Origin of the sequence: Pseudoxanthomonas japonensis (genome assembly GCF_043632995.1) — a bacterium.
Taxonomy (GTDB): Bacteria; Pseudomonadota; Gammaproteobacteria; order Xanthomonadales; family Xanthomonadaceae; genus Pseudoxanthomonas_A; species Pseudoxanthomonas_A japonensis.
Genome location: NZ_CP171632.1, coordinates 1,453,743 through 1,468,812 on the forward strand (window position 1 = coordinate 1,453,743; position 15,070 = coordinate 1,468,812).

Annotated in this window: 15 protein-coding genes; 12 read left to right on the forward strand and 3 right to left on the reverse strand. The window is 68.8% G+C overall.

What is annotated here, in order from left to right; all coding sequences use genetic code 11:
• Nucleotides 1-75: 75 nt before the first annotated feature.
• The 4 genes from ACGHX3_RS06570 to ACGHX3_RS06585 all read left to right on the forward strand — a co-directional run bounded on the left by ACGHX3_RS06570 (nt 76) and on the right by ACGHX3_RS06585 (nt 3,443).
• Entirely contained in the window at nt 76-1,656 is a 1,581-nt protein-coding gene (locus ACGHX3_RS06570) for a transglycosylase SLT domain-containing protein (RefSeq protein WP_313927450.1), read from the forward strand.
• Nucleotides 1,657-1,666: 10 nt separating this feature from the next.
• Nucleotides 1,667-2,365, forward strand: coding sequence for a lysoplasmalogenase (locus tag ACGHX3_RS06575; protein ID WP_394696814.1), 699 nt, complete (start codon nt 1,667-1,669; stop codon nt 2,363-2,365).
• A 130-nt stretch (nt 2,366-2,495) separates the two neighbouring features.
• A complete protein-coding gene (locus ACGHX3_RS06580) occupies nt 2,496-3,011 on the forward strand; it encodes a hypothetical protein (protein ID WP_394696815.1) in 516 nt (171 codons plus the stop codon).
• Nucleotides 3,012-3,044: 33 nt separating this feature from the next.
• Entirely contained in the window at nt 3,045-3,443 is a 399-nt protein-coding gene (locus ACGHX3_RS06585; RefSeq protein WP_394696816.1) for a hypothetical protein, read from the forward strand.
• A 50-nt stretch (nt 3,444-3,493) separates the two neighbouring features.
• On the opposite strand, the gene asd is transcribed toward ACGHX3_RS06585, so the two are convergent.
• Together asd and ACGHX3_RS06595 are read right to left on the reverse strand one after the other, a co-directional pair.
• On the reverse strand, nt 3,494-4,336 hold the full coding sequence (asd, locus tag ACGHX3_RS06590) for an archaetidylserine decarboxylase (protein ID WP_394696817.1): 843 nt from the start codon (nt 4,334-4,336) through the stop codon (nt 3,494-3,496).
• The gene (locus ACGHX3_RS06595; protein ID WP_394696818.1) at nt 4,333-4,986 is read right to left on the reverse strand and encodes an SCO family protein; all 654 of its coding nucleotides are present in this window, start codon (nt 4,984-4,986) and stop codon (nt 4,333-4,335) included. Before ACGHX3_RS06595 ends, asd begins: the two co-directional genes overlap by 4 nt.
• 138 nt (nt 4,987-5,124) lie before the next feature.
• Here ACGHX3_RS06595 and prmB point away from each other — a divergent pair, with 138 nt between their 5' ends.
• From prmB to ACGHX3_RS06630, 7 genes are all read left to right on the forward strand, one after another.
• Nucleotides 5,125-6,054: a 50S ribosomal protein L3 N(5)-glutamine methyltransferase gene (prmB, locus tag ACGHX3_RS06600; protein ID WP_394696819.1), complete on the forward strand. Its 930-nt coding sequence runs from the start codon at nt 5,125-5,127 to the stop codon at nt 6,052-6,054.
• A 136-nt stretch (nt 6,055-6,190) separates the two neighbouring features.
• On the forward strand, nt 6,191-7,294 hold the full coding sequence (gene aroC / locus ACGHX3_RS06605; protein WP_394696820.1) for a chorismate synthase: 1,104 nt from the start codon (nt 6,191-6,193) through the stop codon (nt 7,292-7,294).
• Nucleotides 7,287-8,327, forward strand: a complete 1,041-nt coding sequence (locus tag ACGHX3_RS06610) for a 2-hydroxyacid dehydrogenase (protein ID WP_394696821.1) — start codon at nt 7,287-7,289, stop codon at nt 8,325-8,327. The genes aroC and ACGHX3_RS06610 overlap by 8 nt, the downstream gene beginning before the upstream one ends.
• A gap of 76 nt (nt 8,328-8,403) precedes the next feature.
• On the forward strand, nt 8,404-9,429 hold the full coding sequence (locus ACGHX3_RS06615) for an aspartate-semialdehyde dehydrogenase (RefSeq protein WP_162336569.1): 1,026 nt from the start codon (nt 8,404-8,406) through the stop codon (nt 9,427-9,429).
• Nucleotides 9,430-9,467: 38 nt separating this feature from the next.
• A complete protein-coding gene (locus ACGHX3_RS06620) occupies nt 9,468-11,219 on the forward strand; it encodes a FimV/HubP family polar landmark protein (RefSeq protein WP_394696822.1) in 1,752 nt (583 codons plus the stop codon).
• A gap of 18 nt (nt 11,220-11,237) precedes the next feature.
• Nucleotides 11,238-12,062: a tRNA pseudouridine(38-40) synthase TruA gene (truA, locus tag ACGHX3_RS06625; RefSeq protein WP_213601610.1), complete on the forward strand. Its 825-nt coding sequence runs from the start codon at nt 11,238-11,240 to the stop codon at nt 12,060-12,062.
• 164 nt (nt 12,063-12,226) lie between these two features.
• Nucleotides 12,227-12,859, forward strand: a complete 633-nt coding sequence (locus ACGHX3_RS06630) for an N-(5'-phosphoribosyl)anthranilate isomerase (protein WP_394696823.1) — start codon at nt 12,227-12,229, stop codon at nt 12,857-12,859.
• 2 nt (nt 12,860-12,861) lie between these two features.
• Here the strand turns inward: ACGHX3_RS06630 and ACGHX3_RS06635 are convergent, their stop codons facing one another.
• Nucleotides 12,862-13,746, reverse strand: a complete 885-nt coding sequence (locus ACGHX3_RS06635) for a LysR family transcriptional regulator (RefSeq protein WP_394696824.1) — start codon at nt 13,744-13,746, stop codon at nt 12,862-12,864.
• A 98-nt stretch (nt 13,747-13,844) separates the two neighbouring features.
• On the opposite strand from ACGHX3_RS06635, the gene trpB reads away from it, so the two are divergent.
• Nucleotides 13,845-15,056, forward strand: coding sequence for a tryptophan synthase subunit beta (gene trpB / locus ACGHX3_RS06640; RefSeq protein WP_394696825.1), 1,212 nt, complete (start codon nt 13,845-13,847; stop codon nt 15,054-15,056).
• Nucleotides 15,057-15,070 lie beyond the last annotated feature (14 nt).

Genomic DNA, 15,070 nt, shown 5'->3' on the forward strand with positions numbered 1-15,070 from the left:
CGATGCGACGCGCGACCTTGCCCCGGCCGCGCGGGCGGGGCTACCCTCCCGGCTCACACTCTGGATGCACACCTGATGTCGCTTGCGGTTCCTGCCTGTCTGCGCCTGTGGCCCGTTGCGGTCGCCCTGTCCCTCCTTCTGGTCTCACCCGTGTCGCTGGCGCAACGCGTGTCCGCGAAAGACCGTGCCGCGGCCGAAGCGCTGGAACAGCGCATGGCGGCTGCCGAAAAGCGGTACCGCGACGGTCTGGTGCTGGTGGCCAACAGCGATCCGCGCGGTGCGACCGAGAGCGACGCCGCGCTGGAGGACATGGAAGATGTGCTGGCCGCCTGCGTCCAGCAGCGCGGCTGCCAGGTGCCCACGCTGCTGGCGACCTACAAGCGCCTGCTGAAGGGCAACGCCGACGCGCAGGGTGAAGGCGAGACGGAAGAGGGCGAGGCCATCGATGCGCTGGATGACGGCACCGACCACGCGGTTCCGACCGGATCGCCGGTACCCGAGACGGCACGCACGGCTGCACTGCTGAACGACCAGCGGCACGCCTTCGACCGCATGGTCGAATACAACCCGGCGATCCAGGCCGGCATCCGTCGCTGGCTGACCGACATGCGCCCGGCGCTGATCGACAGCTACGAGAACTACCAGAACATGCGCGCCGAGCTGTACCCGGCGTGGGAGCGCAGTGGTCTGCCGGAGGCGTTGCTGTTCGGCATCATGGCGAAGGAGTCCAACGGGCGCGTGCATTCGACGTCACGCGCGGGCGCGGCCGGTCCGATGCAGTTCATGTTCCACACCGGCGCGCGCTTCGGACTGGGGCGCGATGCGAGCGGGTTCGACACGCGCTACGACCCGTATGCGTCCGGCCAGGCCAGCGCCGAGTACATGAACGAGCGCATGCGCGGGCTCAACAACAACATCGAGCTGGCACTGGCCGCCTACAACGGTGGCGAGGGCCGGGCGGCCCGTGTCTATCGGGAGAATCCCGGCCTGGGCTTCTGGGACGACGTGGTCTACAGCCAGTTCCCGGGCGAGACGCGCGACTACGTGCCGATGGTGATCGCGGCGGCGTGGCTGTTCCTGCACCCGCGCCAGTACGGCCTGGAATTCCCCAAGGTCACGGCCCAGCCGGCGGCGCTCAAGCTGGCACGCGACGCGTCGCTCTACGAACTGACCATCTGCCTGGGCAACGGCGGCACGCGCGAGGGCTACATGCGCACGCTGCGTAACCTCAATCCGCGCTATCAGCCGGAGGCCTGGATTCCGGCCGGCACCACGCTCAAGGCCAATGCACGCATTGCGGGCCTGTACACGCGCTACTGCGTCAACGGTCCGCGCGCGGAACTGGCACGCACGCTGGTGAGCGCCGATCCGGCTGCCGCCATCCGGCGCGCGTCGCGGGCGGGCAATGTCGCCGTCGGTGACGTGACCCCGGTCGCGGGCGTTCCGACGACCGTCGCCTCCGGCGAGCCGAAGCCCGCCGAGCCGAAAGCCAAGCAGGCGCGCGACTACCGTGTGGCGAAGGGCGACACGCTTGGCCGCATCTCGCAGCGGTTCCAGTGCGACCTGAAGAAGCTGGCGCAGGCCAACAGGCTGAAGGCGCCGGCATACGCGGTGCGGCCCGGGCAGGAGCTGAAACTGGAAAGCTGCAGGAAGTAGGGCGCACGCCATGGCCACGGACGGCAGCAGACATCTCTGGACAGCCGCGATCGTCGCCAGCGCCGCGCTGGCGATCCTCGGCGCGGAAGTCGCCGGCCTGCGCGGGCTGCACTACGTCTTCAAGCCGCTGACGACGCTGTTGATCCTGGCGATGGCGCTCCGGCTGTCGTCGGGCGGGCCGGCAGGCTACCGGCGCCTGATTGTGGTCGGCCTGCTGCTGTCCACGCTGGGTGATGTATTCCTGATGCTGCCGTTCGATGGCTTCGTGTTCGGCCTGGGCAGCTTCCTGCTGGCGCATATCGCCTATCTGGTCGCCTTGCGGAAGCGCGACGGGTGGTGGCGGGTGCGCTGGCCGCTGCTCGCGTACGCGTTGGTCGCGTCGCTGGTGTTCGTACGGTTATGGCCCGGATTGCCGGACGAACTGAAGGTGCCGGTGATCGTCTACGTCATCGCGCTGGCTGGCATGGCGGCGCAGGCGGCCAGCGTGTGGCGGGAGCATCGCACCGGCATCACCCGGGTCGCCGCGGTCGGCGGTGCGTTCTTCGTGGCGTCGGATGCGCTGCTGGCGCTGGATCGCTTCAGCGCCCCGATCCCGATGGCGAGCGTTTGGGTGCTGACGACCTACTGGATCGCGCAGTGGTGCATCGCCCGGTCCGTCGGAGGCGCGGGCGGGCAGAAGCCCGGGCGAGAGAACTGCAGATCGCAGTGAGGCGCGCAGGCTGATCGGCGATGCGGTGTCTGCGCATTGCTGTTACACGACTAACATTAAGCGCGCACATGATCCCGGGCGCTACGACGTGACCTAGACTGCACGGCATTCCACGAGCGAAGGCCATGCCATGCAGTCGATCCGCGTCCTTGTTCCCCTCTGTCTGACATGCCTGCTTGTCGCATGTTCTGGTGACAACGCCGAGAAGGCGGCGACGGGCGCAGTGTCTAAGGCGGTTGAGCTTGCCAAAGGTGCTGCCACCGGCGCCAGCAAGGGTGTCGAGGAAGGTCGCAAGGCCAGCACCAGCGTCGACGGTGCCGTGATCGTCAGCAGTGGCGACGAGTTGACGGCCGCACTCACTGGCGCGGTCCTGACGGCGACGAACGATGCGTCGACGCAGTTGGCGCAGGTGACGATGGGCTTCGCCAACGACGGTGCTGCGCCCGTGCGGGTCACTGATCTTTCCCAGGGCAACCATGTTACCGGCCTCGATGGCGAGGGCTACGCCTGCACCACGCTGCACCCGGGAGATGAGTTTACCGTGCCGGCCAAGGCCAAACTGAAAGTGGACCTGAGCTTCCATTGCGCCGACAAGGCGCTTGCCACGGTGCGCCTGTACGACGTCGAGTATGCGGTCACCCGCTGATATCGCCGCGCTAGCTACCACGGAGAGAGAACCATGAACCGGAAGTTACCTTCCTTTGCCCTCTACGTCTTCGCGGCCATTCTGGTTGCCGCGTCGCCATTCGAAGCATCCGCATCGAGTGAGTCGGCAAGCATCGACATTGACTTCTCAGCCCCCGTAACCATTGAGCTGAGTGTTGAGGTGTCCCCTGAATTCTCGATTCAGCGCTTGTCAAAGTATCTTGAGGACTCTGGATTCTCGTTGGCTCTTGCTGTCAATTCAGTCGTCTCGGATAACAAGAGTGCCAGTGAGGAAGCCACGCTGACGGCTACAAAGCATGGCAGTTTCACTGACAACGACTTCAATGAAGTAAGTCGTGCGGTTTCTTCTCTACTTGAAGGATCACCGCACGCTCCTCGCTGGACGTTCAGGCAGCGCCAGAATGGAAGCTAAAAGTTCATTCAAACGAGGGTGGGTGACGCTGATGCATGTCTTCAGAGCAGTCAGCCCATTGTCGCCAGTCGCTGACCCAACCGCACCGGCGATTCCGATTCCAACTCCGGCGACAGCGTCGCCACGCCCGGCGGGAGCAGCACGATGACCGTCGATCCGTAGTTGAAACGCGCCATCTCCGCGAACCGTTCCAGCGTGATGCCCTTGCCGCGGTAATCCTTGCGCGTGATCGCGGTGCCGTAGGCGGGGATCTCCTCGCCGCTCCAGACGGTTTCCACGCCGGAGACGAGCAGGGCGCCGACCATCACCGAGACCATCGGCCCGAAGTCGGTGTCGAAGTGGCAGACCAGGCGCTCGTTGCGGGCAAACAGGCGCGGCACGTTCGCCACCGCATCGGTGCCCACGCTGAAGAGGCGGCCGGGCACGTGCACGGTTTCGCGCAGGGTGCCGGTCCACGGCATGTGCACGCGGTGATAGTCGCGCGGCGACAGGTAGACGGTAGCGAACAGGCCGTTGCGGAACGGCTCCGCTGCCGCCGCATCGCCGAGCAGCTCGGCCGCGGTGAACGACTGGCCCTTGGCCTGGAAGATGCGGCCGTCCTCGATCGGGCCGCACTGGCTGATATGGCCGTCGGCCGGCATCAGCAGCGCGCGCGGATCGGCGTCGGCGACGCGGGCGCCCGGCTTCAGCGCACGGGTGAAGAAGGCATTGAAGCTGGGATAGGAACGCGGATCGGGATTCGCGGCCTCACCGAGGTCGACGTTGAACTTCTTCGTCACCGTATCGATCAGCCAGCGGCTGGTGCCCGGCGAGGTGGAATACGCCAGCCGGCGCGCCAGCGACGACAGGAAGCGGTGCGGCAGGACGTAGGTCAGCGAGGTGAGCAGGCTCATTGCGTCGACGCCTCGGTCAACGCACGCATGTCGGCGGCGATCGCCTTCGGCTGGAACGGCGGGCGGATCAGGCCGGCCAGGCGGCCCTGCGGATCCAGCACGCCGATCGCGGAGGAGTGGTCCATGCTGTAGTCGTTCGGGTTCTGCTCGAAGCCGTCGCCCGGCACCTTCATGAAGACGAACCCCAGCGACTTGGCGAAGTTCTCCAGCGCCGGCACGTCGGCCGTGGCCGCCATCGTGTCGGGATGGAAGGCGTGGGCGTACTCGCCGATGCGGGTGGGCGTGTCGCGCTCCGGATCCACCGACACGAACAGCACGCGCGGGCGGGTGGAGTCGGGCAGGTCCTTCCATTGCGCCTGCGCCTGCGCCAGTTCGGCCAGCGTGGTCGGGCAGACGTCCGGGCAGAAGGTGAAGCCGAGGAAGACCAGCGTCCAGTGGCCCTTGAGTTCGCCGTCGGTCAGCTGGGTGCCGTCGGACTGGCGCAGCGAGAACGGCGGCAGCGGGCGCGCCTGCGGGAACAGGGTGACGGTCTGCGTCGGCGGCCACACGGTGGCGGGCGTGGCCGGGCCGAAGAACTTCTGCGCGGCCAGCAGGCCCAGGCCGGCAGCCAGTGCCAGGACGAGGATGAGGCCGATCTTCTTGTTGAACATGCGCTGGGGATTCCCACGGAGGAGGGGCGCGGCCGGTGGGCCGGGGCCGCATGGGCGCGGCACGAAGGCGGCCATGATACCGGGGCAGCCCCTATAATCGGCGGCCTTCGCCGTTCCGGCGTCTTCACAAGCCTTGCCATGACCGCCGACGTCGCCGCCGAACTGCACACCATCATCGACCTGATCCGCTACGGCGCCAGCCGCTTCAACGCCGCCGGCCTGACCTTCGGCCACAGCTACGACAACGCGCTGGACGAGTCATCGCACCTGGTGCTGCACACGCTGCACCTGCCGCCGGATCTGGGCCCCGCTTACGGTCAGGCGCGCGTCACCGGCGCGGAGAAGGCCCAGGTGCTGGCGCTGTTCGAGCGCCGGGTGAACGAGCGCATCCCGGTCGCCTACCTGACCGGCGAGGCCTGGTTCGCAGGCCTGAGCTTCAAGAGCGATGCGCGCGCGCTGGTGCCGCGCTCGCCGATCGCCGAACTGATCGAGGCCGGTTTCGAGCCCTGGCTGGGCGGTCGCGAGGTCAATCATGCGCTCGACCTGTGCACCGGCTCCGGCTGCATCGCCATTGCGATGGGCCACTACCACCCGGACTGGCAGGTCGATGGCGTCGACATCAGCGACGACGCGCTGGCGCTGTCGGCCGAGAACAAGGCGCGCCTGCTGGCCGACAACGTGCAGTTCATCAAGTCGGACCTGTTCGCCGGCCTGACCGGTCGCCACTACGATCTGATCGTCACCAATCCGCCGTACGTCACCAACGACGAGACCGACGCATTGCCGAAGGAGTATTCCTTCGAACCGGAACTCGGCCTGCGTGCCGGCGACGACGGCCTGGACCTGGTGCTGAAGATCCTGCGCGATGCGCCGCTGCACCTGAGCCAGGACGGCCTGCTGATCTGCGAGGTCGGCGAGTCCGAGCGCGCGCTGGTGAAGCTGCTGCCGGGCGTCGAGTTCGCGTGGATCGAGTTCAAGGTCGGGCAGATGGGCATCTTCGCGGTCGAATGCGCCGAGCTGATCCGCCACAACGCGCGGATCAGCGAACTCGCCGCCGCGCGAAAATAAAGCCGCACGCCGCGTGCGGCGCCGGCAGCGGTTGCGAACGCAACCGTCGCGGCCGGCGTTGGCGCACTGCACAATAGGGCGGCCGGCATGCGATGCTTCAACGCCCGGCACGGTAGGTCCACCCGCGGAGCGGCGCTTGAGCAGCAACAGTTTCGGAAAACTCCTCACCGTCACCACGTTCGGCGAATCGCACGGACCGGCGATCGGCTGCGTGGTCGATGGCTGCCCGCCGGGCCTGGAGATCGCGCCGGAGGAGTTCCGCCACGACCTGGAGCGCCGCGCCACCGGTAAGTCGCGGCATACGTCCGCGCGCCGCGAGGCCGACGAGGTCGAGATCCTCAGCGGCGTCTACGAAGGGTGCACCACCGGCACGCCGATCGCGCTGCTGATCCGCAACACCGACCAGCGCAGCAAGGACTACGCCGACATCGCGCGGCAGTTCCGCCCCGGCCACGCCGATTACACCTACTGGCAGAAGTACGGGATCCGTGATCCGCGCGGCGGAGGACGCTCGTCCGCGCGCGAGACCACGATGCGGGTGGCCGCGGGCGTGATCGCAAAGAAGTGGCTGCAGCAGCGCTATGGCGTGACCGTGCGGGGTTACCTGTCGCAGCTCGGTCCGATCGTGCCGGAGGGCTTCGCCTGGGAGGCGGTGGAAGACAACCCGTTCTTCTGGCCGCATGCCGAACAGGTGCCTGCGCTGGAAACCTACATGGACGCGCTGCGCAAGTCGGGCGACTCCATCGGCGCGCGCGTCAGTGTCGTCGCCGACGGCGTGCCCGCCGGCTGGGGCGAACCGATCTACGGCAAGCTGGATGGCGATCTCGCCGCCGCGCTGATGAGCATCAACGCGGTGAAGGGCGTGGAGATCGGCGACGGCTTCGCCGCCGTCACCCAGAAGGGCACCGAACACCGCGACCTGATGACGCCGGACGGCTTCCTCTCCAATCATGCTGGCGGCATCCTCGGTGGTATTTCCACCGGGCAGCAGGTCACTGCCTCCATCGTGCTGAAGCCCACCTCCAGCCTGCGTCTGCCGGGCGCGACGGTGGACGTGGACGGCAATACGGTGGACGTCATCACCACGGGCCGCCACGACCCCTGCGTCGGCATCCGCGCCACGCCGATCGCCGAGGCGATGATGGCGCTGGTGCTGATGGACCAGGCGCTGCGCCATCGCGCGCAGTGCGGCGATGTCGGTGAGGTGCCGCCCCACGTTCCCGGCAGCGTCGATGGCTGAGCCGCGGCCGCGCGTCTGGGTGTCGCAGCCGCTGTTCGACGACATCGTTGGACGGCTGGCGGCGCACTTCGACGTGCAGTCGACGGACGAGGTCACCGAGTACGCGCCGCAGGCCATTGCCGACGCGCTGCGCGATTGCGCCGGCGCGCTGGTCACCTTGAACGAGCGCATCGGCCCGCAGGAAATCGCTGCGGCGTCGCAGCTGCGCGCCATCGCCAATGTCGGCGTGGGCTACAACAATCTCGATGTGGCCACGCTGACGCAGGCCGGCATCGTCGCCACCAATACCCCCGACGTGCTGACCGAGACCACGGCCGACTTCGGCTTTGCGCTGCTGATGGCCACCGCGCGCCGCATCACCGAGGCCGAGCGCTGGCTGCGCGACGGCCAATGGCAGCAGTGGTCGTTCGGCACGCTGCTGGGCGCCGACCTGCACGGCACCACGCTGGGCATCATCGGCATGGGCCGGATCGGGCAGGGCATCGCCCGCCGCGCGCGCGGGTTCGACATGCGGGTGCTGTACCACAACCGCAGCCGGTTGCCGGAGGCCGTCGAGCGGGACTGCGGTGCGACATACGCCAGCTTCGACGACGTGTTCGCGCAGGCCGACCACGTGGTGCTGGTGCTGCCGTACTCGCCGCAGGTCCATCACCTGGTCGATGCCGCAGCGCTCGCGAAGATGAAGCCCACCGCCACGCTGGTGAACATCGCGCGCGGTGGCATCGTCGACGAGATCGCGCTGGCCGATGCGCTGGCGAACGGCCGCCTGGCCGCCGCCGGCCTGGACGTGTACGAAGGCGAACCTGCCGTGCGTCCGGAACTGCTCGCGCTGCGCAACGTGGTGCTGACGCCGCACATCGCCAGCGCCAGCCTCGCCACGCGCCGCGCGATGGTGTCGCTGGCGGTGGACAACCTGATCGCCGCGCTGGGCGAAGGCCCGGATGCCGGCCATCCGCCGACGCCGGTGAATCCGGACGCCCTGGCCATCGCCACCACCATCAAAACCACCATCGCCAAACGACAGGGAGCCTGAGGCACGCCCGCAGGTTCCCCGAACACAGCCTTCGCCTGTCTGCTGTCTTCATTCCCACTCTTCGCGAAACCCATCCATGAGCAACCAGAACCGTACCTTCAACGTCGCCGTCGTGGGCGCCACCGGCGCCGTCGGCGAAACCATGCTGTCCATCCTCGCCGAGCGCAACTTCCCGATCGGCACGCTCGTCGCGCTCGCCTCCGAGCGTTCGGCCGGCAGCAGCGTCGAGTTCAACGGCGAAAAGATCACCGTGCAGGACCTCGCCACGTTCGATCCGGCCGGCATCGACATCGCGCTGTTCTCCGCCGGTGGCGGCATCTCCAAGGAATTCGCGCCGAAGTTCGCGGCCGCGGGTGCGGTGGTCATCGACAACTCCTCGGCCTTCCGCTACGACGCCGACATCCCGCTGGTGGTCAGCGAGGTGAATCCGGAGCAGGTGCAGAACCGCCCGCGCGGCATCATCGCCAACCCGAACTGCTCGACCATGCAGATGCTGGTGGCGCTGGCGCCGATCCATCGCAAGGTCGGTATCGAACGCATCAACGTGGCGACCTACCAGTCCGTTTCGGGCGCGGGCCGCTCGGCGCTGGAGGAACTCGGCCGCCAGACCGGCGCGCTGCTGAACTTCCAGGACCCGGACCCGCAGCGCTTCCCGGTGCAGATCGCCTTCAACCTGATCCCGCACATCGACGACTTCCTCGACAACGGCTTCACCAAGGAAGAAATGAAGCTGGTGTGGGAGACCCGCAAGATCCTCGGCGACGACAGCATCCAGGTGAACCCGACCGCGGTGCGCGTGCCGGTGTTCTACGGCCACTCCGAAGCCGTCGCCATCGAAACCCGCGAGAAGATCACGGCGGCTGAAGCTCGCGCGTTGCTGGAAGCCGCGCCGGGCATCGAGGTGGTGGACGACCGTGCCCCGGGTGGCTATCCGACGCCGGTGACCCATGCCTCCGGTACCGACGCGGTCTATGTCGGCCGCATCCGCGAGGACATCTCGCATCCGCGCGGCCTGAACCTGTGGATCGTGTCCGACAACATCCGCAAGGGCGCCGCCCTGAACGCGGTGCAGGTGGCGGAGCTGGTGGCGAAAAACGGCTGAGCGGCTATAGTCGTGGCCGGGAAACTTGGGGAAGGGCCGTGAAACCGAAGCACAGACCTCGGACGGCAAGACTCCGCCTGGCCGGCATGTTCGGGCTGGGGCTGGCGTTGCTGAGCAACGTCGCCCTGGCGCTCGGCCTGGGGGAGATAAGGGTCAAATCGCAACCCGGCCAGCCATTGCTGGCCGAGATTCCGGTCATTTCCAGCGAGCCGGGTGAGCTCGAGCAGCTGCGTGCGCGCCTGGCCTCGCCGGTGACATTCGAACGTGTCGGCTTGCCTCGCCCGCAGGGCCTGGTGAACGAGCTGGACTTCGCGGTCGCGCTGGATGACGCCGGCCGCCCGGTCGTGCGCGTCACCAGCCGCACGCCGGTCGACGTGCCGGCGGTGAATTTCCTGATCGAAGTGGACTGGGGCCAGGGCCGGCTGGTCCGTGAGTACTCGGCGCTGGTCAGTGCGCCTGGCACGCTGGCCGCCGCCGAGCAGCCGATCATCGATGCGCCGGCCGCCGCGCCGACGGACATCATCAGCCGCCCGGTCGAGCCGGTTGCCGCCGCACCGGAACCTGCACCGACGCCGCCTGCGCCGGAAGCCCCGGTGCGGCCGACGCCCGCGCCGGCACCCGTCGTGGCGGCGGCGCCGACGCCATCCGTCGCGCCCGGCGACACGCTTGCGCCGGTTCGCCGCGGCCAGTCGCTGTCGCAGATCGCGGCGCCGCTGGCGCGAGAACAGGGCTACACGCTCGACCAGGCGATGGTGGCGCTGCTGCGCGCCAATCCCGAGGCCTTCATCAACGGCAACCTCAACCTGCTGAAGCAGGGCGCGGTACTGCGCGTGCCGGAGTCGACGGAAGCACAGACCATCCTGGAGAGCGAGGCAGCGGCGCTGGTCCGCAGCCAGATCGCCGAGTGGCGGCGCGCGCGCGCACCGATCCCGCAACCGGCGGCCGTGGTCGAGCCGGCAGCGACCTCCACGCCAGCCGCGCCGTCGCGCGCGCCGGCGGTGGCGGACGCACGGCTGGAAATCGCACCCGCGGCGACGAGCACGTCGGGTTCTGGAACGCAGTCCGGCGTCAGCGCCGGCGGTGAGGGCGAGATGTTGGCGAACGAACAGTTGCAGCAGTCGAAGGAAGACCTGGCCGCGCGCGAAGCCGAAGTGCAGGAACTGCGCTCGCAGGTCGCGGACCTGGAAAAGCTGAAGGCGCAGCAGGAAAAGTTGCTGGCCATGAAGGACAGCGACCTGGCCGCCGCGCAGCAGCGGCTGGCGCAGAGCAACGGCAGCGACGGTGGCGTGCCGGTGTGGGCATGGGCGGGCTTTGGCCTGCTGTTCGTCGGCGCGCTGGCCTGGGGATTCGCGCAGCGACGCCAGCGCCTGTCGCCGGCTCCCGTGCCGCGCAACCCGGTGTTCGGCAAGGCGCCGCCCGAGAGCCGTGCCGCGGAGCTCGCCGCCGTGATGCCGCAAGCCGCGCCCGAACCCGAGCCGGTGCATACACCGAGTCCCGTGCTGGAGCCGGCGGTCGTCCTGCCGCAGGCCGTGGCGCCCCGGCCTGCGCCGAAGGCTGCTCCCCCACCCGCACCTGCGCCAGGTCCCACCTGGCATGCCGGCGGTGGCACTAAGCCTGCAGCGCCGGCCGTGCCGCCACCGCCGGCCGGTCGCGACCGTCTGGAACTGGCGGTGGCTTACCTCGATCTGGGTGATGTCGCCACCGCGCGCGACCTGTTGAACGAGGTGGCGGCGGGCAACGACGTGACGGCGCGCGACGAGGCCCTGCAGTTGCTCCGCGATATCGGATGACGGACGCGGAGTGATGTCGTGACGCGCTACGCGCTGGGCGTCGAATACGACGGCAGCGGATTCAAGGGCTGGCAACGGCTGAGCAAGTCCGGCACGCCGGACGACACCACCACCGTGCAGGCGGCGCTGGAAGCCGCACTGTCGTCGGTTGCCGATGCGCAGGTCGACACGATCTGCGCGGGCCGCACCGATGCCGGCGTGCATGCGCAATGCCAGGTGGTGCATTTCGACAGCGACATCGTCCGCACGCCGCGCGGCTGGCTGCTGGGCGCCACGGCGCGGCTGCCACCGGCGGTCTGCGTGCGCTGGTGCCAGCCGGTCGCCGACGATTTCCATGCGCGCTTCTCCGCGCGGGCGCGTCGCTACCGCTACACGCTGGTCAACCGGTTGGCGCGACCCGCGCTGGAACGGCAGTACCTCAGCTGGGAGCGGATGCCGCTGGACGCGGACGCCATGCATCGCGCCGCGCAGGTGCTGCTGGGCGAGAACGACTTCAGCGCGTTCCGTACCGTGCACTGCCAGTCGCCGCATGCGATGCGCAACCTGCACGCGATCTCGGTGATCCGGCAAGGCGAGCGCGTGATTGTCGAGGTGCAGGCGAACGCCTTCCTGCACCACATGGTCCGCAACATCGTCGGCTCGCTGCTGGTGGTGGGGCGTGGCGAACGGCCCGAGGGCTGGATCGGCGAACTGCTGGCCGGCCGCGACCGGACTGTGGCCGGACCGACCGCGCCGCCGGACGGTCTGGTCTTCGTCAGTCCGCTGTATCCGGCGGAGTGGGCGTTGCCGATCGAAGTGACCCTGCAGGACACGCCAATCCCAGTCGCCACGCCCTCACTGTAGGAACGGGCCATGCCCGCGATGCTTTTTATCCAACCCAGCCCTGCGGAAAAGCATCGCGGGCATGGCCCGCGCCTACAGCACCAGAAGTGGCGGGCATCGCCCGATCCCTCGCGATCTTCCGAAACCGGCTACGCTTCCGCGACGCCCGACAGTTCCTTCCCGCCATGCATACGCGCATCAAGTTCTGCGGCCTGACCCGCGCCGAGGACGTCCGTCTGGCGGTGGAGCTGGGCGTGGACTACGTCGGCCTGGTGTTCGCGCCGCATAGCCCGCGCCGGCTGCTGCTGGGGCAGGCGCGCATGCTGCGCGACCTGGTGCCCGAGGAGATCGCGGTCGTCGCCCTGGTGATGGACAACCCGCGTAGCGACATCGAGCACGTCGTCGAATCGCTGCAGCCGGATCTGCTGCAGTTCCATGGCAGCGAGGACGATGCGCTGGCGACGTCGTTCGGCCGTCCGTACTGGAAGGCGATCGCGATGGGTGGACAGGACGAGAATGTGTTCGCCAGTCTCTCGGATTATCCCGGTGCGCACGGCTTCCTGTTCGATGGCCATGCGGCGGGCGAGCAAGGGGGAAGCGGCCAGCGGTTCGACTGGCGGCGCATGCCGACCTCCGCCGACAAACCGTTCCTGCTCGCGGGCGGCCTGTCGCCGGAGAACGTAGGCCTGGCCCTGCGCACGGCGCGGCCCTGGGGCGTGGACGTGTCCAGCGGCATCGAATCGGCGCCCGGCATCAAGGACGCGGAGAAGATGCGGCGCTTCGTGGAGGCGGTGCGCGAGGCCGACGCCCGCGGCTGATCTCAGGCGAGCGTGGCGCGCAGCCACGTCGCCAATGCGGGAATCCGGGGGTCCGGATTGCCGCGCCGGGCGCACAGCGCCCATTCCCCGCCGGTATCCACGAAGCCCCAGGGCGCGACGAGGCGTCCGCTGTCCAGGTCGGCCTGCACCAGTTCCTGCGGTGCGATGGCCACGCCCAGGCCGGCGACGGCCGCTTCCAGCAGGTAGGTCAGATGATCGAAGCCGGCGCCCAGGCGGAGTTGGCCAGCATCCACGCCCCGGGCCTCGAACCAGCGCGGCCAGGCCTGTGGGCGCGAGGCGGTATGCAGGACCGCTTCGTTCGCCAGCGCGCTGGCCGGCGCCCTTTCCAGTCGCGCGAAGCCGGCATGGCGCGGGCTGACGACTGGCCCGATCCGCTCCGGCGCCAGCGGATGCACGTCCCAGCCCGTCGGCCACGGCGCTTCGCCGACCAGCAGGGCGGCATCGAGCCCGGTCAGCGCGTCGTCGAAGCCGCCCTCCTGTGCCGACAGGTGCAGGGTCAGCGTGGGCAGGTCGACCGCCAGCCGCTCCAGCCGCGGAATCACCCAGCGCGCCAGCAGGCTGCCCGGGCAGCCGAGGACGAAGGCGGACGGCCGGCGGTCGCGCTGCAGCGCGACCCAGCCGGACTGCAGGGAAGAGAACGCATCGCCGGCCAGGTCGCGCAGGCGCAGGCCGTCGGCGGTCAGCGCCAGGCCACGCCCGTCGCGGACGAACAGCGGGCGTCCCAATGCGTCTTCCAGGGTGCGCACATGCCGGCTGACCGCGCCGTGGGTGACGTGCAGCTCCGCAGCGGCCCGGCTGACGCTGCCCAGCCGGGCGGCGGCCTCGAAGGCGCGCAGGGCGTTGAGCGGGGGCAGGGGGCGCGACATGCCGTGAGTTTAAGTCACGGGTTGGTGATATTTCATCGATTTCACGGGCAGAACCTGTGCGCTAGAGTGACGGCTCATCCGCTCCCGTACGACCTGCCATGGCTGCCCCCGCCGATTACCATGCCTATCCCGACGCCCGCGGCCACTTCGGCCGGCACGGCGGCCGCTTCGTCGCCGAGACCCTGATCGGGCCACTGCAGGAACTGTCGGCCGCCTACGACGCCGCGCGGGTCGATCCGGCCTTCATCGCCGCCTTCGACAAGGACCTGAAGCACTACGTCGGCCGGCCCAGCCCGATCTACCACGCCGAGCGGCTGAGTCGCGAAGTGGGCGGCGCGCAGATCCTGCTCAAGCGCGAGGACCTGAACCACACCGGCGCGCACAAGATCAACAACACCATCGGGCAGGCGCTGCTGGCCAGCCGCATGGGCAAGAAGCGGATCATCGCCGAGACCGGCGCCGGCCAGCACGGCGTGGCCAGCGCCACCGTCGCCACGCGGCTGGGCCTGGAGTGCGTGGTCTACATGGGCGCCACCGACATCGAGCGGCAGAAGATCAACGTCTACCGCATGAAGCTGCTCGGCGCGACCGTGGTGCCGGTGACCAGCGGCTCGGCCACGCTGAAGGATGCGTTGAACGAAGCCATGCGCGACTGGGTGACCCACGTGCACGACACGTTCTACATCATCGGCACCGTGGCTGGCCCGGATCCATATCCGCGCATGGTCCGCGACTTCAACGCCGTCGTCGGGCGCGAGGCGAGGGCGCAGATGCTGGCCGACTACGGCCGTCTGCCGGACGCGATCACCGCCTGCGTCGGTGGCGGCAGCAACGCGATCGGCCTGTTCCACGCCTTCCTCAACGATCCGGGCGTGCGCATCGTCGGTGCCGAAGCCGCGGGCGACGGCATCGAGACCGGCCGCCACGCCTCGTCGCTGTCGGCCGGCCGCGTGGGCGTGCTGCACGGCAACCGCACCTACGTGATCTGCGACGACGACGGGCAGATCATCGAAACGCATTCCATCTCCGCCGGCCTGGACTACCCGGGCGTCGGACCGGAGCACGCCTTCCTGAAGGACAGCGGCCGCGCGGAATACGTGGGCGTCACCGATGAGGAAGCGCTGGCCGCCTTCCACCGACTGACCCGCACCGAAGGCATCCTGCCGGCACTGGAGTCGAGCCACGCCGTTGCCCAGGCCATCAAGCTGGCGCGCGAACTTCCGAAGGACCAGCTGGTGCTGTGCAACCTGTCCGGTCGTGGCGACAAGGATGTGCACACCATCGCGGCGCGGGAAGGCATTTCGCTTTGACGCCTTGCTCCCTC